This is a genomic window from Lentzea sp. NPDC051213 (assembly GCF_044455585.1).
In the GTDB taxonomy this organism is placed as follows: domain Bacteria; phylum Actinomycetota; class Actinomycetes; order Mycobacteriales; family Pseudonocardiaceae; genus Lentzea.
The window spans coordinates 506,100-527,824 of sequence record NZ_JBITEX010000004.1; the positions used below are offsets into that span (position 1 = coordinate 506,100).

Genomic DNA, 21,725 nt, shown 5'->3' on the forward strand with positions numbered 1-21,725 from the left:
CCGTCGGCGAGCCCGAACCCGAACCCGAACCCTGACACCGCCGCCGAGCCCAGCCACCCGCCGCCTCACACCAGCCAGCGAACCAAGCCCCACCCACCCGATGCGTAGATACTGCGTGGCATCCCCCGCGCCCCTTCCTCCTGTCGCGATGAGATGACCATGAATTCCTTGCACCAACCAGACGGAGCCACGCGTGATTCAGGACAAACATCACCCGGCCGAGTGACGCAGCCGAGCTGATCCGGGCCGTGCTGATCCAGCGTGGCGCCATCGCGCTCGTCCAGGTCCTGGGCCTGGCCGTGTGGTTCTCGATGTCGGCGGTCGTGCCGTCGTTGCGGCACGAGTGGGGCATCAGCGCGGGTGCGGCGGTGTGGCTGACCGCGTCGGTGCAGCTCGGGTTCGTCACCGGTGCGGTCGGAGCCACGGTGCTCAACCTGGCGGATCGTGTTCGGCCGCACCTGCTGCTCGCGGGGTCGGCTGCGGCCGGCGCGGGGTTCACGGTGGTGCTCGCGGGCCTGGTCGACGGGCTGTGGGCTGCCATCCCACTGCGGTTCCTCACCGGGGTGGCACTGGCCGGCGTTTATCCGGTCGGCATGAAGTTGATGGCGTCCTGGTCGGAGCCACGCAACCGCGGGCGGGCGCTCGGGGTGTTGATCGGGGCGTTGACGCTGGGGTCGGCGCTTCCTCACGTGTTCGGACGGCTGCCTTGGCGCGAGGTGCTTGTGGCCGCTGCCGTGATCGCGTTCGCGGGTGCGGTTATCGCGCTTGTCGCGGTTCGGCCTGGGCCGCATCTCACTGCCACGGCCGCGCCGCTCAACCCTCGGTATGCGGTGCAGATGTTCAAAGAGCGCAAGCCGCGGCTGGTCAACCTCGGCTACTTCGGGCACATGTGGGAGCTGTACGCGCTGTGGACCTGGCTGCCGACGTTCCTGTTGAGCGCCAACGCTCCCGTTGGGCTCACCGTCTTCCTGACGATGGGTGTGGCGGGGGCGGTCGGCTGTCTTGTCGGCGGGTGGGCGGCGGATCGGTTCGGGCGGGCGCCTGCTGCCGTCGGGGCGCTGGCGGTTAGCGGGACCTGTTGTCTGCTCTCGCCTTTGGCGCACGGGTCGTCGCTGTTGATCGCCTTCTGTGCGGTGTGGGGTGCGTCGGTGATCGCGGACTCCGGGGTCTTCTCGGCCAGTTTGAGCGAGGTCGCCGACCCTCGTTACGTCGGCACGGCGCTCACCGCGCTGACCGCCGTCGGGTTCGGGTTGACGGTGGTCAGCATCCAGCTCGTGCCGCTGCTCGCCGAGGTGGTGACGTGGCGCTACGCGTTCTTGCTGCTGGTGCCGGGGCCGGTGATCGGGGCACTCGCCATGCTGAGGACCAGGTCGTAGTAGCCCTCGGGGTTGTCCGCGCCGGAGCGGCCGTCGATCAGCTCGCGCACCACGTCGCAGTGGCCCGCGTGCTGCGCGGTCTCCGCCACTACCCGGACTAGCAGGTGCCCGAAGGTCGTGGCGCGTTTGTGTTCCGGCCACCACGGCACCGACGCGGGGGCGTCCAGCGGCAGTTGCGCGATCGACTCGTCGGAGTGCTTCCAGGCCAGGCGGTAGAGGTCGACGAGGTACTCGCGGGTCTCGGTGGGCTTGGCCCACATGTCGCCGTTGTCCCAGATCGACCCGTCCTCCGCCCACGGCAGTTTCTCCGGTGCGGGACGGGCCACGCTGTCGCCGAGGTAGCCGAACTCGATCCCGATCAGGTGCTTCACCAGGCCCAGCAGGTTGGTGCCGCTGGGCACGAGCGGGCGCCGGGCGTCGTACTCGCTCAGGCCCGTCAGCGAGTGCACGATCGACTCGCGGGAGTTCTGCAGGTAGTGGCGGAGATCATCGGCAATCATGTCTCGACATTAACGCCGGGGTCCGACAGTTCTGGGAGCCTCGATCTCGTGCAGAAACTGATGATCGCCGCCGTCCTCGGCGCCTCGCTGGTCACCACCGCCGTGCCCGCGCAGGCCGGCACGGCCCACAAGGTCGACGCCGCCGCCGGGTGGCTCGCCAGACAGATGGCCGACGGTGAGCGTCTCGAGACCGAGTTCGGTGGCGTGAAGTACCCGGACCAGGGCCTGACCATCGACGCGATCTTCGCGTTCGCCGCTGCCCGCACCGCCGACGACTACTCCGACCGCGCCGTCGCGTGGCTCGCCAAGCCCGAGATCGCCGGTGCCTACCTCGGCACGGACGGCGAGTCGTACGCGGGTGCGCACGCCAAGCTGGCCGTGGCCGCGCGGGTGAAGGGCAAGGACCCGAAGAGCTTCGGCGGCACCGACCTGATCGCCGGGCTCAAGGCGTTGCAGGCGCCGTCCGGCCGGTTCTCCGACCGCTCGCAGTTCGGCGACTTCTCCAACGCCTTCACCCAGTCCTACGCCCTCTTCGCCCTCGGCAAGGACACCAAGGCCGCCACCTACCTCGCAAACAGCCAGTGCGCCGACGGCGGTTTCCCCGTCACGTTCGAGACCACGCCGTGCGTGAGCGACGTCGATGCCACCGCGATCGTGATCCAGGCGCTGCGCGCGCAGGGCAAGCCGACCAGCAGCGCCGCCGCCTGGCTGCGGTCGAAGCAGCAGGCCGATGGCGGGTTCCCGAGCGCTCAGGGCGGGTCGAACGCCAACAGCACGGGGCTCGCGGCCCAGGTGCTGAGCGGCACGGCGGCCGCGAAAGCCCGTGGCTACCTCAAGTCGCTGCAGGTCGGTTGCACCGCGCCGGAAGCGGACCGGGGCGCCATCGCGTACGACGGCACCAGCTTCAACAAGGCCAACGCTCCCCGCGCGACGACGCAGGCCGTGCTGGGGCTGACCGGCGCGAACCTGGTGACGCTGAGGAGTGGCGGCCCGGCCGGCGCGCCTCAGCTGACCTGCTGAGCCCACTTCTGGTTGCTCTGGCCGTGGCACGTCCACAGCACAAGCCGCGCGCCGTTGCCACTGCCGGAAGCATCGAGGCACAACCCGGACTGGACGCCGACGATCGTGCCGTCGGCGTTCAGCCTCCACTGCTGGTTCGCCTGCCCGTTGCACGACCAGCTGATCACCCGCGTCCCCGGCGCGGTGCCCCGGTCGTACGCGTCGAGGCACCGGTCGCCGAACACCCGCAACTCACCGTTCGGCCACGACGTCCACAGCTGGTTCGCCGCGCCGTGGCAGTCGTAGACGATCACGTTCGCGCCGGGCGCGGTGCTCGGGCCCTCCACGTCGGCGCAACGGCCGGATCCCGTGCCGCGCAACGAGAACGTGCTCGCCGGGATGGGCGTGCCGCCGCTGACCCTGAACACCGCCACACCGTGCGCGGGCACTGAAGCCGACAGCGAACTCTGAGCAGCACCGGTCCACTGGTCGACGATCGTGAACCCGTTGCCCGACAGGCCGATCTCCGCGAACGACGCGCTCAACGTCGCCGAAGTGGTGCCGCGGTTGAACAAACCGACCGCGACCGACCCGTCCGCCAACGGTTTGACGTAGACGTTGTCCCGCACGCGCCGCCCGCCGACGCCCAGCGGATCCTGGTTGACCGCGATCAGCCGCGGGTTCCGCAGCAACGCGCTGATGTCCGGTGACATCGAGCGGAGGTCGTTGCCCGCCATCAACGGCGCCGCCATCAACGCCCACAGCGCGAAGTGCGACCGCGACTCGGTCAGCGTCAGCCCCGGACGACCGGCCACCAGCATGTCCGGGTCGTTGAAGTGGCCCGGACCTGTTTGTGCCGCAAGGGGTGCGTTGGCGTCGAGCGCGTTGACGACGCCCATCGGGTAGCTGTTGGCGTTGCCGTTCTGCCAGATGTCCAGCACGTCCTCGGTGGTGCGCCAGAGATCCGCGACCTGGCCCCAGTTGTAGTCGTCACCGGTCAGCGCGTGGAAGCTGTTCGGGTTGATGCTGTAGACGATCGGGCGGCCGGTGGCCCGCAACGCGTCGCGCATCAGCGAGAACCGCGCGACCTGCTCGTCACGGCTGCCCTCCGGCGAACACCAGTCGTACTTCAGGTAGTCGACGCCCCACGAGGCGAACGTCCTGGCGTCCTGCGTCTCGTGGCCCGCGCTGCTGGTGGAGCCGGGGTAGGCGTTGTTGCGCTGGGCGCACGTGCGGGCGGTCGGCACCTGGTAGATGCCGAACTTGAGGCCGCGGGCGTGCAGGTAGTCGCCCATCGCCTTCATGCCGCTCGGGAACCGCGCCGGGTGCGCCCGCAGGTCGCCGGCGGCGTCCCGCGCGGGGTCGAACCAGCAGTCGTCGATCACCACGTACTCGTAGCCCGCGTCCCGCATCCCGGTCGACACCACGGCGTCGGCGGTCTCGCGGATCTTCGACTCGCTGATGTCGCAGCCGAAGGTGTTCCAGGAGTTCCAGCCGAGGGGTGGCGTCGGCGCCGGCTCGTCCACGGTCGCCACCAGCATCGATGCGAGCAACGCGGCCACGACGATCATCGAACCTCCTGGAGGTGAAGAATCTTCACCTTAATCAGGGGATCAACCCGTCCGCTCGCCGTGGACCAGACCAGGTCAGAGCCGGATCGCTTGAACCCCGCTCAAGTCTCGCTAGAACGGCCGCTCGTCTAGGACACAAGCTGACCTCAAGTGGTTCTACAGTCGTTCATGTCGGGACAAACGAGCGAAGGACAAGAGCGATGACCACCACCGAGATCCTCACCGGCGAGCGCGCGGACCTTCTCGAGACCCTCCGGCAGCACCGCTGGTTCCTGACGTTCACCGCGCAGGGCCTGACCGACGAGCAGGCGGCGTCGAGCCCGACGGCCAGCGCGTTGTGCGTCGGCGGCCTCATCAAGCACGTCGCGACGGTCGAGGAGAGCTGGGTCCGGTTCATCGAGCAGGGCACGTCGGCCATGGAGGTCGACCCGGAGTCGACGGACTACGAGAACCACGCCGCGAACTTCCGGATGGAGCCGGGCGAGACCCTGGCGAGCATCATCGAGCGCTACAACGCGGTCGCGGCCTACACCGACAAGCTCGTCGAGACCGTCGACCTGGACCTGTCGCACGCGCTGCCGTCCGCGCCGTGGTTCCCCGAGGGCAAGACGTGGTCGGCGCGGCGCGTGCTGGTGCACATCGTCGCCGAGACCTCGCAGCACGCGGGCCACGCGGACATCATCCGCGAGACGATCGACGGTCAGAAGACCATGGGCTAGGGCCTGGGCGGGGAAAAGGTCGAGAGGAACTGGTCCCGGAAGTCGCTCATCCGCGACACCGGGGCCGACCCTCCCGGCTTGATCCCGGCATCCCACTTCCAGGCCTCGACGCGCGAGAGCACCGCCGGGTCCTTGGCGACGATGGTGATCGGCACGTCCCGGGAGGCTCCCTCACCGGTCACCATCTGCGCCGGCTGGTGGTCGCCGAGGAACACGAAGATCAGGTTCTCGTCGCCGTAGCGCTCCAGGTACGAGATGACGGACTCCAGCGAGTACGACACGGAGTGCCCGTAGTCGGCGCGCACGGCGGCCGGGTCACGGCCGAAGATCGACTCCGGCGGGTCGTTCGACGCGGGCATCGTGCCGTAGATCGAGCCGTCGCCCAGTGCGGACCAGTCGACGAAGTCCGGCGTCGGTGACCACGGCGCGTGCGAGGACACCATCGGGATGGCCGCCATCACCGGGCCGTGGGCCTTGGACCGCTCCGCGCGCTGGAACGACTCGAGCGTGAACTGGTCCGGCGTCGTCGCGTACCCGAAGCGCGGCCCCTTGTAGCCGAGGTCGGCAGCGTCGTAGATCTCGTTGTAGTGGAAGAAGTCCCCTTCCGGCCACGCCTGCGTGATGCCGGGGACCACACCGACCGAGCGCCACGACGCCTCGCGGAACGCGCGCGGCAACGTCAGCCTGTCGCTGGCCACGAGGTTGCGGTAGCGCTGCTGGTTGTCGATCCACAACCCGGACAGCAGCGTCGCCTGCGCCATCCAGCTGCCGCCACCCGCGGTCGGCGAGGTCAGGTAGGCAGACCGCGACGAGTACCCAGCTGCCTCGAGCCGCTTGTTGCCGTCGGCGAGCTTCGCGGACACGTCCGGCAGGTCCAGCGCGGACTTGCCGTAGCTCTCCACGAACGTGAAGACGACATCCTTGCCCTGCAAGGAGGACAGCAGTCCGGGGTGCCCGCGGAACGCGTCCACCGCCGACTCCTCCGCGAACGCCTCGTGGTCGTGCAGGCCTGCCTGGAAGCGCCGCGCGTGGTCGACCAGCGACGTCGCCGCGGCGTCCGAGTAGACCGGAACTCCTGGCACTGCCAGGGAAAGACACGCCACCGCCGCCAGTGCGACGGCACGGACCGCGATCGGGCGCCGGCCGGCCGCGACGGAACTGAGGCGCAGCACGGACACCGCGGCCACGAACACGATCCCCACGACCAGCGCCACCACGAGCGCCACGGCCAGGACCGACGCGAAGCGGCCGAACGTCACGTCCACGAAGTCGATCGCGGGCACCAGCAGCGGCCAGTCCAGCACGAGGTCGAACGGCCGGTACAGCACCATGTCGAAGCCGATGTCCATGATCTTGACGATCGTGAACAGCCCGAGCGCGACGCCGCCGACGATCGCCACGGGCTTGCGGAGGCGTTCCGGCAGCAGCACCAGCACCATGACGCCGATCAGGGCCTCGAGCGGCACCCGCAGGAACGCCTCGAGCTCGAACTTCTCCAGGTCGCTCGGTGCGATGAGCACGAACAACACGAACAGCCCTGCCAAGACCGTGGCCGTCCGCCGCAGCAACATCCTCACCGAGATTCCCCTTTCCTGACCTAAGAGGTAAACGCGGCGCAGCCCGCTTCCGGTTCAACTGCACTACGATCAGGCCTGTGACCCGCCCGCACGTTCTGCTGAGCGTCGCCGTCAGCATCGACGGCCACATCGACGATCGCGGCACCGAGAGGTTTCCGCTTTCCAACGCCGAGGACTTCGATCACGTCGACCGGATGCGCGCGGAGTCGGACGCGATTCTGGCCGGGGCCGAGACGCTGCGTCGTGACAACGCGCGCCTGCTCGTCTACAGCGACGAGCGGCGTGCGCAGAGAATAGCGGACGGCAAACCGGAGTTCCCACTGCGGGTCACCGTCACCAGGAGTGGCGATCTGGACCCTGACCTGCGGTTTTGGCACTGCGGCGGCGAGCGCCTGGTCTACTCGGCGACCACTCCGACCACTGTGGACCACCTCGCCGAATGCAAAAGATTCAGCGATTTCTCAGGAATTCTGGACGATCTGGGCGCACGCGGCGTGAGAAAGCTCATGGTCGAAGGCGGCACGAGCATTCACACGGCGTTCCTCGAAGCGGGACTCGCCGACGAGATCAGGATCGCGGTCGCGCCGATGTTGATCGGACAGGCGACGGCCCCGCGTTTCGTGAATCCCGCCGAATTCCCCGGTGGACCGGCGCGCCGATTCCACCTTGAGGACGTCGCGAAAGTCGGGGACGTCGCCGTGCTGCGCTACTTCCCGAAGGTCACTTCTTCCCGGTGACGGCGGCGAGCAGGCCGAAGATCTGCTCGCGGCGGTAGATCGCGATCACCAGTGCCCACACCATGAAGATGATCGGCATGCTCGCGTCGTCGAGACCGCCGTTCGTCACGAGGAACAACTCGGTGAGCGCCGCGCCGCCCATGATGCCCGCGAGGGCCAGCGCCGCGATGCCGCAGATCCGCGGCACCAGCAGACCCAGCGCGGCGCCGATCTCCAGCGCACCGGTCAGGTAGCGGAACCACTGGCCGAAGCCGATGTCGTCGAACTTGGCGACGAACTGGTCGGTGAACAGCGCGTAGCCGTTCAGCACGAACTGCACGGCGAGCAGGATCTGCAGGATCCAGACGACGATGTTGCCGATCTTCGCCGCGGTCGAGGTCGAGGTCTGCTCAGACATGCCGGGATCCTCCCACCGGCACCCCGGCGTTGCGCCAGAGCCAGAGCACGTCGCGCCCGAAAGACCACACCAATGACGCCAGGGCGAGGCCAACCAGGGCAACGGCGAACGGGAGGATGGCCGAGGCGGCGACGACCAGGAAGATGCCCTGCACCGCGGCCACGACCTTGCGCGCGTAGCTCGCCGGCAGCGGCGCGTTCATCCAGCGCAGACGCCAGGACGCGGCCACGAACACGTACCGCATGAGCCCGATCGCGAGCACCCACGGACCCATGTGCACGGCCACGTACGCGCTCAGCACCAGGATCAGGAACGCGTCGACCTCCATGTCGAACCGGGCACCCAGCGCGGTCGAGGTACCGGTGCGGCGCGCGACCTGCCCGTCCACCCAGTCGAGCGACAACGCGACCGCCGCGAGCGTCACGACCAGCGCCACCGGCACGTCCTGACCTGCGCGGTCTGCGACCAGCGCGGTCACCGCGCCGACCATCAGGCCGCGGGCCAGGGTGACCCGGTCAGCAGGCCCCAGCGACGCGGTGCGGTGCCGTTGCATGCCGTAGCCGAGGAACGCCCAGGTGGCGAACCCGTAGGCCAGTCCGGCGGCCCAGCCCAGCGGGCCGAGACCGGCCGTGGCACCGACCACGCCCAGCGCGAGGACCTGAAGACCCGCCCAGACGGCGGGCTCCCGCAGGACGGGCGCCGTCCTGGTGTGCTGAAGTGTGATCATTCGGTGCCCCTAGTGGACTTCGTGCGGCGGAGGTGTTGTGAGTGACACGTACGGCGAGTGCCTTTTGGCTCAATGAATCGGGAAACGGGGAGGTTCGGCAGGTCGCGCTGCCTGAGCCGGGTCCCGGCGAGGTCGAGGTGCGCACGCTGTTCTCCGGGGTCAGCCGCGGCACGGAGACCCTCGTCTTCCGCGGTGGCGTGCCGGAGAACCAGTACGCGGCGATGAGGGCTCCTTTCCAGGAGGGCGACTTCCCGTGGCCGGTCAAGTACGGGTACCTCAACGTGGGCGTGGTTGAACACGGGCCCGAACAATTGCGCGGACGCACGGTCTTCTGCCTCTATCCACATCAGACTCGTTACGTCGTCGCGGAGAGCGCCGTCACACCGGTTCCGGACACCGTTCCCGCCGCCCGTGCGGTGCTCGCCGGCACCGTCGAGACCACGGTGAACGCGGTGTGGGACGCGCATCCGCTGATCGGTGACCGGATCGCGGTCGTCGGTGGTGGCATGGTCGGGTCGAGCATCGCGGCCGTGCTGGCCACGTTCCCCGGCGCACGCGTCGAGCTCGTCGACGCCGACCCGGCCCGCAAGGCCGTCGCCGACCGGCTCGGCATCGGATTCGCCCTGCCGGGCAACGCTCTCGACGGCTGCGACCTCGTCTTCCACGCCAGCGCGACCGAACCCGGCCTCACCACCGCGCTGAACCTGCTCGCGCCGGAGGGCCGGGTGGTCGAGCTGAGCTGGTACGGCGACAGGAAGATCGCGGTGCCGCTGGGCGAGTTCTTCCACTCGCGCCGGCTCACGATCCGCAGCAGCCAGGTCGGCACGGTCGGCCGCCCCGACCGCAGCTACGCCGAACGCATGGCGCTGGCACTGGACCTGCTCGCCGACGACAGGTTCGACGCGCTGATCACCGGGCACAGCGCGTTCGAGGAGCTGCCGGAGGTGATGCCGAAGCTCGCCGACGGCGGAATTCCGGCGCTGTGCCACCGGATTGACTACGGTCACGCTCATGTTCCCGAGTGACACCACGCTCGACGTCCGCGAGCACACCATGGCCGTCCTCCCGGTCGGCAGCACCGAGCAGCACGGCCCGTTCCTGCCGCTGGCGACGGACGCGGTGATCGCGTGGACGATCGCGTCGGAGATCGCGAAGGCGCACCCGGTCCGGTTGCTGGCGCCGATCCAGTTCTCGTGCTCGCAGGAACACGCCGGCTGGGCGGGCACCGTCAGCATCACCGCGCGCACGCTGATCTCAGTGGTCACGGACATCGCGGACTCTTTGCGGCGCAACGGGATCACGAAGCTGGTCCTGGTCAACGGCCACGGCGGCAACTACGTGCTGTCGAACATCGTGCAGGAGGGCGAAGGTCTCGCGCTGTTCCCCGGACGTGACGACTGGGCGTTCGCGCGGGAGAAGGCCGGCATCGAGACCTCGGCGTACAGCGACATGCACGCGGGTGAGCTGGAGACGTCGATTCTCTTGCACGCTCACCCCGATCTGGTCCGGCCCGGTTACGAGACTGCCGACCACCTGGCGGAGGACCGGCGGCACATGCTCACCCTGGGTCTGGCGCCGTACACGTCCTCCGGCGTCATCGGGCGTCCTTCGCTCGCGTCAGCGCGCAAGGGCCAGCTCCTGCTCGCGGGGCTGACCGAGTCGTTCCGCCACTACCTCGACCTGTTCGGTCTTGGCGACGCGCCGGCGTGAGGTGAAGAGCACGACCGCGCCGGGCAGGGCCGCGATCAGCGCCAGCACGCCGTAGACGATGCCCGTGGTGAAACCCTGCTGGGCACCGAGCCCGGCGGCACCGAACGCCACCGCGAGGAACGCCTCGCGCGGGCCGAACCCGCCGATGTTCACCGGGATGGCCATGATCAGCAGCGCCAGCACGACGACCGGCGCGAGCTGCGTGATGGTGGCGTCCGACCCGGCGGCGCGGGCGGCCACCACGAACATCGCCACGTACCCGGCGACCGTGGCCGCCGAGAGCCCGATGACCGAGGGCCAGGTCTTGAACGACAGCAGACGAATGCCGTCCGCGAGGGTGTTGACCAGCACTTTCCGCACGGGCCTGATCTGCCAGCCGACGGCGGCGGCCGCCACCAGACCGGCGAGGACGAGCGCGATGGTGGTGCCGTTCGGGGCGAGGCCGAGGCCGGGCGCGGGGTGCGTGAGCAGCACCACGAGCCCGATCCCGATCAGCACGAACTGGCCGGCGAAGCGTTCGAAGAACACGGCGCGCACGCCGCGTCCGACATCGCCCGACTCGCGGCCGTGGTTGACCGCGCGGTGCACGTCGCCGAGCACGCCGGCGGGCAGCACGGCGTTGACCAGCAACGCGCGGTAGTAGTCGCTGACCGCGGTGCGCAGGGTCAGCGACAGGCCGAGGCGGCGCGCGATGAGCACCCAGCGTCCAGCGCTGAGCACCGTCGTCGCGAACCCGATCGCCAATGCGGCGGCGACGGAGAACGCGTCGATCGCGCGCAGTCCGTCGAGGAACGCCCCGGTGCCCAGGCGAAGGCCCAGGCCAACGAGGATGCCCACCGCCAGCAAGAGGCGAAGCCACGGCCAAAAACGCTTCATCAGGCAGCCCTCGGTATCGCTAGCAGGTCGACGTGGTGGACCACCGCGGAGGCCGTTGACCTGCGGCGCAGGTACTCGGACACCTCTGCGGCGAGTGCGGGTTCCTGCTCGACCGCCGCGTCCGCCCAGCCCTTGAGCCATTCGTTGCTCAGCGCGCCGGGGTTCAACGTCCACGGGCTCGAAGCCGTGCGAACCGAAGCGCCGAGTGCCGCGAATGCTTCTTCAGCGGCGGCCGGCGCATCCGGTCCGAGCAGACGGCGCCCGTCCACGACGCGGCGCTGGTGAGCGTTGAACGCGTCCTGGAAGGCGGCGTCGAGCGGCTCGGCCGGGTCCAGTTCGATCCGGCCTGCCACCGAGAGCGTGAACAGTGCGGGCACATGAGCTTCTACGCAAGCAGCGGCCAGAGCGTTCATCTCTTCGGCGGTAAGCAGGTCGAGCAGAGCGGAGCAGGTGACGAGGTCGGCGCCCGCGATGTCGGCGGCTTTCAGGGACGTGAGGTCGCCCTCACGCGTCTCGGCGGTGACGTTCTCGATGGCGCTCACGCTGGCCTCCGCCAGCCCGAGCAGCCGGGGGTCGCGGTCGTGCAGCACCCAGTGCTGTACGCCGCCGAGCCTCCCGGCGAGCCATCGTCCCATCGATCCTGAGCCACAACCCAGGTCACGGATCGTCAGGGGGTTTCGGTTCACCAGAGTTGCGCGGACCACTTCGACGAGCTCGGTCGAGCGTGCGTCGGCGTCCGCTTTCTCCCGCAGTGCCAGCCATTCCGGCGCGAAGGTCATGGCCGCAGACTAGCCAGCACCCTCCGCAGGTCCTCTGTGGATTCGTCCCATGTGGACAGCTCGGCGCGTCGCGTCAGCGCTTTGGCCCGGAGCGCGGCCCGGAAATCCTGATCTTGGAACCACCGCTGGAGCGCAGCTGAGAGCGCGTCTTCGTCGCCTGGTTCGAAGAGCAGTCCGCCGTCTCCGAGCGCGTCGGGCACGGCGCTCGCGATGACCGGCAGACCGTGCGCGAGGGCCTCCGTCACGACCATGCCGTAGGTCTCGTTGCGCGACGCCAGCACGAACAGGTCAGCCTTGGCATATGCGCTGGTCAGCGCCTCGCCGACGAGCGGGCCGGGGAATCTGACGCGATCGTCCCGCGGCAGTTCGCGCAGGAACGGCCGGTGGGGTCCGACGCAGTCGAGCCGGAAGTCGTGGTCGATCTTTCGCAGGGCCCGGACCAGCACGTCGTGGCCTTTGCGGGGTGTGATGGAGGCAACGCAGAGGAGTTGCCGGACGCCGTCCGTTCCGAGTGCCAGTGGCGCAGGATCCGTGCCAGGAACGACCACGTGAACGGTGTCCAGTCCATGATTTTTCTTGATGGTGCGCGCCGCGGTCGGGCTGGTCGCGATGACCGCGCTCGCGGCCCGCAGGACCTGGCGTTCCTTCGCGTCGAGCAGCGCTGCCGTCCCGGGATCGAGACCGGTCTCGTCGGCCAGCGGCAGGTGCACCAGCACGGCCAGCCTGAGCCGTCTCGCGTGCGGCACGACGACCTCGGGCACGCCACAACTGACCAGGCCGTCCAGCAGTACGACGTCGCCGTCCGGGATGCCCGCAAGCGTTTGCTCCAGCGCCGCGGTGTCCCGCGGGCGCGGCCAGTCGCCGGCGACGGGCAGACGATTCAGATCCGCGCTCACGCGCAGGTCGTAGACGTTGCCGCCGCTGGGACTGGCCGGATCGCCTGCGTCAGCCGGCAGGACGAAGTGCACGTTCGTAGCCCGCCCACGCCACGTGAGACTCGTGGAGTGTGACGGCAATCGCATCGATCCCGTGAGCACCCTCACCGAGAGCGCCCTCGGAGATCTTGTCCGCGAGCTGGTCCGCGATGTGCTTCGCGAGCCATTCCGTGGACGTGTTGATGCCTGCGAACTGCGGTTCTTCGTCCAGATTGCGGTAGTTGAAGACGGCCAGGACCTTGCTCAGCTCCTGGGTCGCGAGTCCGATGTCGACAACGATGTTGTCCGAATCCAGCTCAGCACGTTTGAACGTTGCGTCCACCAGGAACGTTGCTCCATGAAGACGTTGTGCCGGACCGAAGACCTCGCCGCGGAAACTGTGGGCGATCATCACGTGATCGCGGACGGTGATGCTGAACAGGATGACCTCCGCTGTGCGGTCGGGTTACGGTGCGACCTCGCATCCGAGCGTAGTTGAACGTTCGGGAGGCGCCTGGTGACGAGGGGACCGAGATGTTCGAACAGGCCTTCAACGAGGAAGACGTGGCGGAGTCCGACCTGGTGACCCGCCGTGGCACCTTCCGCGCGGTCGCGTTCCGCGCGGACGGCCACGAGCACATGGCCCTCGTCTACGGCAAGACGAGCATGCGCGAGAACGTGCTGGTGCGCATTCACTCCGAGTGCATGACCGGCGACATCTTCGCCGCCATGCGCTGCGAGTGCGGTGAGCAGCTCGACGCCTCGCTGAACACCATCGTGCGCGAAGGCAGCGGCATCCTCGTGTACCTGCGCGGTCACGAAGGCCGCGGCATCGGTTTGGTGGCAAAGGTTCGCACCCACGTGCTGCAGGACGCGGGCATGGACACCCTGGACTCCGCGACCTCGCTGGGCCTCCCCGTCGACATCCGCGACTACTCCCCCGCGGCTCGGGTGCTGCGGCACCTGCGCGTGCAGTCGGTGCGGCTGATGTCCAACAACCCGGACAAGATCGCGGCGCTGGAGGAGAACGGGATCCCGGTGACCGCGCGGGTGCCGTTGCTGATGACGCCGAACACGCACAACATCGCGTACCTCACGGCCAAGCGCGACCGGCTCGGGCACGACCTGCCGCAGGTCGACTCGTTCTCACCGCTGCCGCACGCCCGCTGACCGTTGCTTTCCCGGTAGGCGGCGCTCAGAATGTCCGGATGCTGGCGCTGCGGGCAGGGCGGGCGTTCGACGGTGAGCACTCGCTCGCCGGTCCGGTCACGGTCCTGACCGAGAACGGCACGATCAAGGCCGTCGAGCAGGGCCACCCAGACGTGCCCGGTGCCGAGATCGTCGATCTCGGCACCGCGACCGTCCTACCGGGACTGATCGACACGCACGTCCACCTCGGTGGCGACAGCCAGAACGGCGCGCTCGACCGGCTTCCCACCTTCACCGCCGAGCAGCGCGACGAGGTGATCAAGGACAGCCTCGACCGGCACCTGCGGGCCGGCGTGACCACGGTCAGGGACCTGGGCGACCACGAGTGGTCCGTCGTCGAGCAGCGGGACCGGCACCGCCAGCGCGTTCTCGCCTCCGGCCCGCCCATCACCAGCACCAAGGGCCACTGCTGGTCGATGGGCGGCGAGACCGCCGGCGAGGACGAACTGCGCCGCGCCGTGCGCGAACGGGCCGAGCGCGAGGTCGACGTCGTCAAGATCATGGCCAGCGGCGGGTTCGCCACTCCCGGCACCCCGGTGAGCGGGTGCCAGTTCACCGAACAAGAAGTGCGTGTGGTCGTCGAGGAAGCCCACCGGCACGGCCTGCCGGTGACGGCCCACGCCCACAGCCTCGACGCGGTCCAACGCGCCGTGGCCGCAGGTGTGGACGGCATTGAACACTGCACCTGTCTGACGGACAAAGGCATCCAGGTTCCTGCCCAGCTGATGGACGCGATCGCGGAGGCGGACATCGTCGTCTGCCACACACTGGGCACCGTCGGGCAACCACCACCTCAGCTTCTGGAAGTCTGGGCGAAGGTGGGAATGAGCTACGCGCGCAAGGTGGACACGGCGGGCAGAATGCACGACCACGGCGTGAAAACCGTGTCCGGTACCGACGGCGGTATCAGTGCGGGCAAGCCGCACGGCATAGTCGGGATCTCCGTCACCGACCTGGTCAAGGGCGGGCTCCCGAACGCGGCCGCGCTGGCCGCCGCCACGAGTCAGGCAGCCAAGGCCCTGAGCGTCAGCAAGGGCGTGCTCAAGGCCGGCTGGGACGCTGACATCATTGCCGTGCAAGGAGATCCCATGCGGGACATCACGGCGTTGCAGCACGTGACCACCGTGGTCATCGGCGGTCAGATCGTGACGACGACCTTGCCGGCCGACCGTCGCGAGTAGACGCACTCGATCGCGTCCAGCGCTTCGGGCAACGGGAAAGCACGGTCCACCGCGGGCCTCACGGAACCGGCCTCGATCATCACCCGCAGCTCGTCGAACACATCACCGCGCTCGGCCGACATCAGCATGGTGAGCTTCTGCGACACGAACGGGTTCAACGCGGCCGCGCGCAACGCCCGTTCGAACCCGCCGGTCAGCGATCCCCCGGTCTCGGCACCGACCAGCACCAGCGTTCCGCGCGGGGTCAAGGCCCGGCGCAGCCTCGCCAGCGACCGGTTCCCGCCGCAGTCCAGCACCAGGTCGTAGGTTCCGGTGAAGTCCCCGGCCGTGTAGTCGAAGACCTCGTCCGCACCCAACGACCGCACCAGGTCCAGCTTCCGCGTGCTGCACACACCGGTCACGTGCGCGCCGAGCGCCTTCGCGATCTGCACGCCGTACGACCCGACACCGCCACCGGCGCCGAGCACCAGAACCCGTTGCCCCGGTTGTACTCCACGCAGTCCCTGCAACGCGGTCCCGCCCGAGATCGGCACCGCCGCCGCTTCCGCGAACGACAACCCGGCGGGCTTGCGGGCCAGCTGCTTGACCGGCGCGACGGCGTACTCGGCGAACGATCCGTCGCACGTCCCCATCACCTCGTCGCCGACGGAGAACTCCGCGACTCCGGGCCCGATCGCCGACACCACACCGGACACGTCGCGGCCCGGTACCGGCGACTTCGGCCCGCGGAACCCGAAACCGATGACCCGCAACAGATACGGCTTGCCGGTCAGCAGGTGCCACGTACCCATGTCGACGCCCGCCGCCCGCACCTCCAGCAGAACCTCACCCTGCCCAGGCACAGGCACATCCAGCTCACCGAGCACCGCCGATCCGTATCTTCGTTGCACAACAGCCTTCACGTCGTCTCCTCCTCCGGATACTGGAACACTTCTTCAAGCGACACCCCGAACACCCGCGCGATGCGGAACGCGACCTCCAGCGACGGCGAGTACTTCCCCTGTTCGATGGCGATCAGCGTCTGCCGCGTCATCCCGATCGCCGCCGCGAGGTCGGCCTGCTTCATCTCGCCGTGCGCGAAACGCAGCGCGCGGATGGTGTTCGTGACTTTGGTCGGCTTCATGCCATGCCCCGCCGGTAGGCCATGATCTTCGCCAGCGAGCCGAGCACCGCGGACAGCACGAAGCACAGGTAGAGCACGTTCGCGATCCAGAAGTGGTCCGCCTCGGCGATCGCCAGCACCATCGCGGACACGCCACCGATCGCGACGAACGACTGGCCGATGTGGTCGCCGAAGCGGCCGATCTCCCGGTCGCGTTCGTCGACCTGCAGCCCGTCGTTGCGCGAGGCGATGCCCGTCCAGATCCCGGACACGATGCCCGCGACGATCCCGATCCCGATCGTCCACAGCGCGGCGTCCGCGTACGGCACGTCAGTCAACGGCCAGCCGTCCACACGACTCAGGATGACCAGCACATATGCGGCGTAGCCGACCACGGCGATGATCGCCATGGCCCACGCCCGCTTCTCCTCGAACGCCACGGTCCCGCTCCTGATGTCAAAGAAACCTGACACGACCAAGGTAAAGCGAACTGGACACGGTGTCAAATATTCTTTACTTGATCGACGCGTCCGTATGGCGGTCGACGTGGGCCGATCGGCCCCATAGCGTGCGGCTCATGCTCCGGCCGATCCTTGTTGCCTGCGCGCTTGTCCTCACCGCGTGCGGGCACGCCGTGACGGCAGAACCGCCGGCCGCGGCACGGACGCAGCACACGCCGGCCGCAGCACCTCTCGTCGCGACACCCGAGGTCTGCCCGTTGCCCGACAGCGGGTTCGAGTGCGAGTTCCAGAAGCGCATCGAGGCCGCCCGGCAGTACGCCGAGAGCAGGCCGGGCACCGTCGGCATCGTGTTGCACGACCGCAAGACCGGGGCGACGTGGCGCAACGAAAGCGCCGACGACCTGGTGTGGACGGCGTCGACGATCAAGCTCGCGATGGTCGTGAACCTGCTGGAGCGCCACCGTTCCGGCAAGATCAAGCTGACCTCCGGCGACCGGGGGCTGATGAACGCGATGCTGCACACCTCGGACGACACCGCCGCCGATGAGTTGTGGACGAAGTACGGCGGCACAACGTTCAACGCGGCGTTCCCGAAGTACGGAATGACCGATTTGGTGGCACAGCACGGTTATTCGGACACGTTCCCCTACTGGGGCTTCCAGAAGTGCACGGCCGACGACCTCGACCGGCTGATCAACTACGTGCTCGACACCGTGCCCGCAGAGGATCGCGCCTACATCGTCGAGCAGATGCGCAACGTCGGCCCGCCACAGCAGTGGGGCGTCTGGGGACCGGACTCCGGCGCCAAGAACGGCTGGTCGGAGGAAGACGGCGGCTGGGTGATGAACTCCGTCGGGTTCGTCGGGCCGGACGAGCGGTACACGCTCGCGATCATGAACAACCTCAGGGGCGAGGGCGGCTACGACGAGGGCCGCGCCACCGACACGGAGATCACCCGCCTGCTGTTCCGCTGACCGTCAGAGGACTGTCAGTGCCGGTTGCTAGCGTGGTCGACGACCTGCTTGGAACTGGGGAAGGGGTCGCCGTGCCGGACCGAAGGGCACAACTCGAGGAGAAGATCCGCGCGTTCCAGGAGCAGGCCGCGAAGGCGGGCCAGCTCAAGGACAAGATCTCGGAACTGCGCGGGCAGGCTCGCAACGGCGACGGCTCGGTCACCGCGACCGTCGCGCCGTCGGGAGCGGTGCTGGGCCTGCATCTCAGCCCGAACGCGATGAAGTACAGCCACACGCAGCTGCAGCAGGAGATCCTCGCCACCATCAGGGCGGCGACGCAGCAGGCCGCGCAGGCGTTGCAGGACACCGTGACGCCGGTGCTGGGCGACCAGGCGGAGCGCTTCAAGGACGCGTTCAACGCGCACTCGGGCGTGATGATGCCGGACGCGCCGGCGCCGAACGTGGCGCCGCCACAGCAAAACGTACCGCCGCCACCTCCTGTGTCGCGGCCCGCACCGGGGAACCGTCCGAGGCCCGCGCCAGTCTCAGACGACGACGACTTCGGCGGCAACTCGATCCTGAGGTGATGGGGGCATGACGGGATACCAGGTGCAGGGCGGTGCGCTGCTCGCGCACGGCCGCGGTTCGCAGGAGGCGGCCGGCCACTTCGGACAGCTGGCGACCCTGCTCGAACAGGCACGGGTGAGCGACGACTGCTTCGGCCCGCTCGGCGAGCTGATGGCGTTCAAGTACTTCGAGGTCCTCAAGGAATGCCAGGAGATGGCGAACAAGGCCAAGGGCTTCCTGGAGGGCGTGGCCGAACGCACCGGCCAGACCGCGCAGACCTATCAGGACGTCGAGGACGCGATCCTCCAGGGGTTTCAGAAGTTCAGCTCCGGCGGTCCCGGCACGCTGGGTGACCTGAACAGCGCGGGTGACGGCAAGCGCAAGAGCGACTTCGAGCAGAACGCCGGCTACGGCAGCTCGTGGGCCAGCACCAGCGGCGACATCGCGCGGGCGGGCAGCCCGCCGGACGTGGCCATCGCGGCGGTCAACGCCCGCATGGAGCAGCTGCAGTTCGTGATGAGCCCCGGCCAGTCGTTCATCGACAACGGCCTCGGCTTCCTGATCGGCATCGTGATCAGCCCGATCGTCGAGTTCGTCCTCGAACCGGCGATCGGCGACCCCGAGCAGATGCGCAGCACCGGCACCGGCTGGGGCAAGGTCGCGGACTGGGTGCAGAAGACCGGCGAGCACGAGAAGAACCGTGCCGCCGCGACCGCGCAGCCGTGGGTCGGGCAGGCGGGCGACAAGTTCCGGCAGCAGATGGACGAGTTCGGCATGGGCGCGGAGGCGTTCTCGAACGAGATCCGCGGCCTGCAGCAGATGCTGGAGCTCGCCGCCGACCTCTTCGACGCGTTCGTCGAGATCTGCATCGACATCCTGCAAGAGCTGGTGATGGGCCTGATCATCGAGTGGCTGGCCGCGCTGGCAGCCTCGTGGATCACGGCGGGTGCCTCGATGGCCGCGGCGGGCGTCGCGACCACCGCGCAGGTCGGCGGCACGATGGCGCGCCTGGGCCTGAAGGTCAAGCAGTTGCTCGGCAAGCTCAAGCCGTTGATCGACAAGCTCGAGGACCTGCTGCAGGCGCTGCGCAAGGGGCCGCTCCGCAAGCTCGTCGAGAAGGCGGAAGGCCTGCGCGACGGCAACATGGCCGAGAAGTGGGTCATGCGCAAGATCGACGCCAACCCGCTGGCCAAGATCGTCACCAAGGCGGACCCGGCGACGATGGCCTCCAAGACCGGCAACCGGTTCGCCGGCCGGTTCGGTGTCGACGGGCCGGGATCGGACTCGCTGACCACGAACCTCACCGAGGCCGGCCTGCGCATGGCGGGCATGAGCGGCACGACGCACGTGCCGACCGCCATCACCAAGGGGGTCATGGAGAATGCTCCCGGCCTCGCGGTGGAGCAGGGCATCAAGTACGGCTACAACAAGGGTCAGGACCCGTCCTCGGACGAGGAGCGTGCTGACACCATGAACCGAGGATTCGAGTACGAGTGATCTTCTCGGCGCCACTCGGCCCCGGCCACGCCGCCCGGCAGCTCTGCCGGGCCGGCGAGCGGCTGCGGTGGGCGATGTACCGGCGGACGTTCTACTACGCCGTGGACGGCCTCGACCAGCTCGGTGCGCCGGGCCGGTCGTTGTTCACGCGCGGGGTCTCCGCGGTGGGCCGAGGGGTCGGCGACCTCGCGTTGACGATGCTGGGTGGCGGCGGTGACGCCGGGGCCGACAAGGCTCCCGCCGCCGATCATCTGGTGTTCGGGCCGGGACCGTCATGTCTTGCCGCGCAGGCGTTGTCCCGGTTCCAGCCGGGTGCGCGGGCAGATCGGCTGTGGGCTCTCACCTCTGACCGGCTGGTGCTCGCCGAGCGGTACGTGGCACCTGAACCTGTTGCCGCGCAGTCGTTCCTGGGCAAGGCGGTCGGGTTCGGCAAGGAGATCGGGAAGATCCTCGCGGACAACCGCCGCAAGTTCGGCGAGCACATCGAGGGTGAGCCGGTCGCCGTGCCGGAGTACCGGGTGGTGGCCGAGTTCCCGCTGGCTCAGATCGCCGACGCTGCGCCGGCGCGGGTGACGTTGTCCGACGGCTCGGGTTTCGAGTTCCTGCTGGAAGATCCGGCCGTGGCCGATGCGTCGGTCGTCGTCGAGGAACTGACCAGGTTCTGGCTGCGGCCCGGCGAACGCCTGGTGCTCGGGCTGCCACCGATCGTCGGCTATGTCGGCGGCGTTGTCGCCGGGTCGTTGCGGGTGCCCTATTCGGCTGTCGGCCCGATGCCGCCGCTGGAGCTGGACAAGCCGCGGTGGCCGTTGCCCGCGCCGCCGTCGCCGCCGGACTGGATCGACGATCCGACGCTGGGCTACTGGGTGTCGGCGCCCGATGTGTCCTGCCTCGCGGTGCAGCTGGCCGACCACTTCGCGTTCAGCCGGGGCAACGCGCGGCTGGCGGTGAGCGACCAGCGCGTGGCCGTCGTGTACCCGACGCACCTGTTCGAATCCAAGCCCGCGCAGGTCTTCACGACGTTCGCGGAGATTCCGCGCGGCGCGGTCCGGTCGCTGGAGACCGTGTCCGCGGGTTCGAGCCTGCCGGCGCCGCGCGTGGTCAGGATCGCCTTCGCGGACGGCTCGTCGCTGGACCTGCGTCAGCCCTGACCGATGTTCTCCCACAGGCACAGCACGGTGCCCTCGCTGTCCTTGACGTACTGCGAGAACCCGAAGTCCCCCACGCGTTCCTTGGCGTTGAGGAGCGCACCGCCCGCCTCGACCACGCGAGGTGCCACTTCGTCTATCGACTCCACCTCGATGATCAGCACCGGCCCCTGCACGAACTCGGTGCGCGGCGAGATCCCGCCGTCGGCGTCCGCGGGATCGACGGGGTCGCCAGTGGTGTCGACGAGCGCGTACTCGAACGGCAGTCGTTGCGACGACCAGCCGAAGACGTCGCGGTAGAAGGCGGTGGCGCGGCCGAGGTCGTCGGCGGGCAGCTCGAACTTGATCCGAGTCATCGCGCGAGGTCCGGGACTTCGGCGATCAGCTCGTCCGGCGCGGACAACCGCCACGCCTCGAACACCAGCTCCGCGAGCTCGTCGGCCTCGACGCCCTCCAGGTACACCACGACCCAGCCGAAACCGCCCGCGGTGAACTGCTCCTCGAACACGTCCGGCCGCTCGGCCACCAGCGCCTGCTGCTCGGACAGCGTCTGCTTCAGCCCGACCGTCAGCGTGCGCGGCCAGTAGTAGCCGAATCCCTTGCCGCGCACGCGAAACGTGTCGTACTGCTGACCGGTGGAGCGCTGCACGTCGGCCAGCGCGCCCACGATCTTGAAGAACTCGTCCGGTGTTGCCACTGCCGACCCCCAAAGCCGAAGACCAGAAGTA

26 protein-coding genes are annotated in these 21,725 nt (G+C 68.8%); 12 read left to right on the forward strand and 14 right to left on the reverse strand.

Annotated elements, in window-relative coordinates; all coding sequences use genetic code 11:
* Positions 1–248: 248 nt before the first annotated feature.
* Complete coding sequence (locus tag ACIA8G_RS20635; RefSeq protein WP_396420189.1) at positions 249–1,376, forward strand: nitrate/nitrite transporter; 1,128 nt, start codon at positions 249–251, stop codon at positions 1,374–1,376.
* Here the strand turns inward: ACIA8G_RS20635 and ACIA8G_RS20640 are convergent.
* A complete protein-coding gene (locus ACIA8G_RS20640; RefSeq protein WP_396420190.1) occupies positions 1,307–1,876 on the reverse strand; it encodes a DinB family protein in 570 nt (189 codons plus the stop codon). The genes ACIA8G_RS20635 and ACIA8G_RS20640 overlap by 70 nt on opposite strands.
* 48 nt (positions 1,877–1,924) lie before the next feature.
* On the opposite strand from ACIA8G_RS20640, the gene ACIA8G_RS20645 reads away from it, so the two are divergent.
* Complete coding sequence (locus ACIA8G_RS20645) at positions 1,925–2,896, forward strand: prenyltransferase/squalene oxidase repeat-containing protein (protein WP_396420191.1); 972 nt, start codon at positions 1,925–1,927, stop codon at positions 2,894–2,896.
* Here the strand turns inward: ACIA8G_RS20645 and ACIA8G_RS20650 are convergent.
* The gene (locus ACIA8G_RS20650; RefSeq protein WP_396420192.1) at positions 2,881–4,446 is read right to left on the reverse strand and encodes a glycoside hydrolase family 27 protein; all 1,566 of its coding nucleotides are present in this window, start codon (positions 4,444–4,446) and stop codon (positions 2,881–2,883) included. The genes ACIA8G_RS20645 and ACIA8G_RS20650 overlap by 16 nt on opposite strands.
* A gap of 200 nt (positions 4,447–4,646) precedes the next feature.
* Here ACIA8G_RS20650 and ACIA8G_RS20655 point away from each other — a divergent pair, with 200 nt between their 5' ends.
* Complete coding sequence (locus tag ACIA8G_RS20655; protein WP_396420194.1) at positions 4,647–5,165, forward strand: DinB family protein; 519 nt, start codon at positions 4,647–4,649, stop codon at positions 5,163–5,165.
* On the opposite strand, the gene ACIA8G_RS20660 is transcribed toward ACIA8G_RS20655, so the two are convergent.
* Positions 5,162–6,736: a sulfatase-like hydrolase/transferase gene (locus tag ACIA8G_RS20660; RefSeq protein ID WP_396420560.1), complete on the reverse strand. Its 1,575-nt coding sequence runs from the start codon at positions 6,734–6,736 to the stop codon at positions 5,162–5,164. The two genes, ACIA8G_RS20655 and ACIA8G_RS20660, sit on opposite strands and share 4 nt — an antisense overlap.
* A gap of 83 nt (positions 6,737–6,819) precedes the next feature.
* Here ACIA8G_RS20660 and ACIA8G_RS20665 point away from each other — a divergent pair, with 83 nt between their 5' ends.
* Positions 6,820–7,479, forward strand: a complete 660-nt coding sequence (locus tag ACIA8G_RS20665) for a RibD family protein (RefSeq protein ID WP_396420196.1) — start codon at positions 6,820–6,822, stop codon at positions 7,477–7,479.
* On the opposite strand, the gene ACIA8G_RS20670 is transcribed toward ACIA8G_RS20665, so the two are convergent.
* Together ACIA8G_RS20670 and ACIA8G_RS20675 are read right to left on the reverse strand one after the other, a co-directional pair.
* Positions 7,463–7,876, reverse strand: a complete 414-nt coding sequence (locus tag ACIA8G_RS20670) for a DoxX family protein (RefSeq protein ID WP_396420197.1) — start codon at positions 7,874–7,876, stop codon at positions 7,463–7,465. The two genes, ACIA8G_RS20665 and ACIA8G_RS20670, sit on opposite strands and share 17 nt — an antisense overlap.
* Positions 7,869–8,603 carry a CDP-alcohol phosphatidyltransferase family protein gene (locus ACIA8G_RS20675; protein WP_396420198.1) on the reverse strand — a complete coding sequence of 245 codons (735 nt, stop codon included), beginning with the start codon at positions 8,601–8,603 and terminating at the stop codon, positions 7,869–7,871. Before ACIA8G_RS20675 ends, ACIA8G_RS20670 begins: the two co-directional genes overlap by 8 nt.
* A 41-nt stretch (positions 8,604–8,644) precedes the next feature.
* Here ACIA8G_RS20675 and ACIA8G_RS20680 point away from each other — a divergent pair, with 41 nt between their 5' ends.
* On the forward strand, positions 8,645–9,628 hold the full coding sequence (locus ACIA8G_RS20680; RefSeq protein ID WP_396420200.1) for a zinc-binding alcohol dehydrogenase: 984 nt from the start codon (positions 8,645–8,647) through the stop codon (positions 9,626–9,628).
* Positions 9,615–10,313 carry a creatininase family protein gene (locus tag ACIA8G_RS20685; protein ID WP_396420201.1) on the forward strand — a complete coding sequence of 233 codons (699 nt, stop codon included), beginning with the start codon at positions 9,615–9,617 and terminating at the stop codon, positions 10,311–10,313. Before ACIA8G_RS20680 ends, ACIA8G_RS20685 begins: the two co-directional genes overlap by 14 nt.
* Here ACIA8G_RS20685 and ACIA8G_RS20690 read toward each other — a convergent pair.
* The 4 genes from ACIA8G_RS20690 to ACIA8G_RS20705 are packed head-to-tail and all read right to left on the reverse strand — an operon-like array spanning position 10,221 to position 13,324.
* Positions 10,221–11,189 carry a YbhN family protein gene (locus ACIA8G_RS20690; RefSeq protein WP_396420202.1) on the reverse strand — a complete coding sequence of 323 codons (969 nt, stop codon included), beginning with the start codon at positions 11,187–11,189 and terminating at the stop codon, positions 10,221–10,223. The genes ACIA8G_RS20685 and ACIA8G_RS20690 overlap by 93 nt on opposite strands.
* Positions 11,189–11,968 (reverse strand): class I SAM-dependent methyltransferase, encoded by a 780-nt coding sequence (locus tag ACIA8G_RS20695; RefSeq protein ID WP_396420203.1) that lies wholly within the window; start codon positions 11,966–11,968, stop codon positions 11,189–11,191. Before ACIA8G_RS20695 ends, ACIA8G_RS20690 begins: the two co-directional genes overlap by 1 nt.
* Entirely contained in the window at positions 11,965–12,936 is a 972-nt protein-coding gene (locus tag ACIA8G_RS20700; RefSeq protein ID WP_396420204.1) for a glycosyltransferase family 4 protein, read from the reverse strand. The genes ACIA8G_RS20695 and ACIA8G_RS20700 overlap by 4 nt, the downstream gene beginning before the upstream one ends.
* Positions 12,914–13,324 (reverse strand): 6-pyruvoyl trahydropterin synthase family protein, encoded by a 411-nt coding sequence (locus ACIA8G_RS20705; protein ID WP_396420561.1) that lies wholly within the window; start codon positions 13,322–13,324, stop codon positions 12,914–12,916. Before ACIA8G_RS20705 ends, ACIA8G_RS20700 begins: the two co-directional genes overlap by 23 nt.
* A 92-nt stretch (positions 13,325–13,416) precedes the next feature.
* Between ACIA8G_RS20705 and ribA the strand changes: the two genes are divergently transcribed.
* Positions 13,417–14,052, forward strand: coding sequence for a GTP cyclohydrolase II (gene ribA, locus ACIA8G_RS20710; RefSeq protein ID WP_396420206.1), 636 nt, complete (start codon positions 13,417–13,419; stop codon positions 14,050–14,052).
* A gap of 38 nt (positions 14,053–14,090) precedes the next feature.
* Complete coding sequence (locus tag ACIA8G_RS20715; RefSeq protein WP_396420207.1) at positions 14,091–15,272, forward strand: amidohydrolase family protein; 1,182 nt, start codon at positions 14,091–14,093, stop codon at positions 15,270–15,272.
* Here the strand turns inward: ACIA8G_RS20715 and ACIA8G_RS20720 are convergent.
* The 3 genes from ACIA8G_RS20720 to ACIA8G_RS20730 are packed head-to-tail and all read right to left on the reverse strand — an operon-like array spanning position 15,230 to position 16,814.
* Positions 15,230–16,174: an NAD(P)-dependent alcohol dehydrogenase gene (locus ACIA8G_RS20720; RefSeq protein ID WP_396420208.1), complete on the reverse strand. Its 945-nt coding sequence runs from the start codon at positions 16,172–16,174 to the stop codon at positions 15,230–15,232. The two genes, ACIA8G_RS20715 and ACIA8G_RS20720, sit on opposite strands and share 43 nt — an antisense overlap.
* Positions 16,171–16,395: a helix-turn-helix transcriptional regulator gene (locus tag ACIA8G_RS20725; RefSeq protein ID WP_396420209.1), complete on the reverse strand. Its 225-nt coding sequence runs from the start codon at positions 16,393–16,395 to the stop codon at positions 16,171–16,173. Before ACIA8G_RS20725 ends, ACIA8G_RS20720 begins: the two co-directional genes overlap by 4 nt.
* Positions 16,392–16,814, reverse strand: a complete 423-nt coding sequence (locus ACIA8G_RS20730; protein ID WP_396420210.1) for a hypothetical protein — start codon at positions 16,812–16,814, stop codon at positions 16,392–16,394. Before ACIA8G_RS20730 ends, ACIA8G_RS20725 begins: the two co-directional genes overlap by 4 nt.
* A gap of 137 nt (positions 16,815–16,951) precedes the next feature.
* Here ACIA8G_RS20730 and ACIA8G_RS20735 point away from each other — a divergent pair, with 137 nt between their 5' ends.
* From ACIA8G_RS20735 to ACIA8G_RS20750, 4 genes are all read left to right on the forward strand, one after another.
* Positions 16,952–17,809 carry a serine hydrolase gene (locus ACIA8G_RS20735; protein ID WP_396420211.1) on the forward strand — a complete coding sequence of 286 codons (858 nt, stop codon included), beginning with the start codon at positions 16,952–16,954 and terminating at the stop codon, positions 17,807–17,809.
* A gap of 71 nt (positions 17,810–17,880) precedes the next feature.
* Positions 17,881–18,375 carry a YbaB/EbfC family nucleoid-associated protein gene (locus ACIA8G_RS20740; RefSeq protein ID WP_396420212.1) on the forward strand — a complete coding sequence of 165 codons (495 nt, stop codon included), beginning with the start codon at positions 17,881–17,883 and terminating at the stop codon, positions 18,373–18,375.
* A 7-nt stretch (positions 18,376–18,382) separates the two neighbouring features.
* The gene (locus ACIA8G_RS20745) at positions 18,383–19,852 is read left to right on the forward strand and encodes a WXG100 family type VII secretion target (RefSeq protein ID WP_396420213.1); all 1,470 of its coding nucleotides are present in this window, start codon (positions 18,383–18,385) and stop codon (positions 19,850–19,852) included.
* Positions 19,849–21,000 carry a hypothetical protein gene (locus ACIA8G_RS20750; protein ID WP_396420214.1) on the forward strand — a complete coding sequence of 384 codons (1,152 nt, stop codon included), beginning with the start codon at positions 19,849–19,851 and terminating at the stop codon, positions 20,998–21,000. The genes ACIA8G_RS20745 and ACIA8G_RS20750 overlap by 4 nt, the downstream gene beginning before the upstream one ends.
* On the opposite strand, the gene ACIA8G_RS20755 is transcribed toward ACIA8G_RS20750, so the two are convergent.
* Complete coding sequence (locus ACIA8G_RS20755) at positions 20,991–21,353, reverse strand: VOC family protein (RefSeq protein ID WP_396420215.1); 363 nt, start codon at positions 21,351–21,353, stop codon at positions 20,991–20,993. The two genes, ACIA8G_RS20750 and ACIA8G_RS20755, sit on opposite strands and share 10 nt — an antisense overlap.
* Positions 21,350–21,694, reverse strand: coding sequence for an MmcQ/YjbR family DNA-binding protein (locus ACIA8G_RS20760; protein ID WP_396420217.1), 345 nt, complete (start codon positions 21,692–21,694; stop codon positions 21,350–21,352). The genes ACIA8G_RS20755 and ACIA8G_RS20760 overlap by 4 nt, the downstream gene beginning before the upstream one ends.
* Positions 21,695–21,725: the final 31 nt, after the last annotated feature.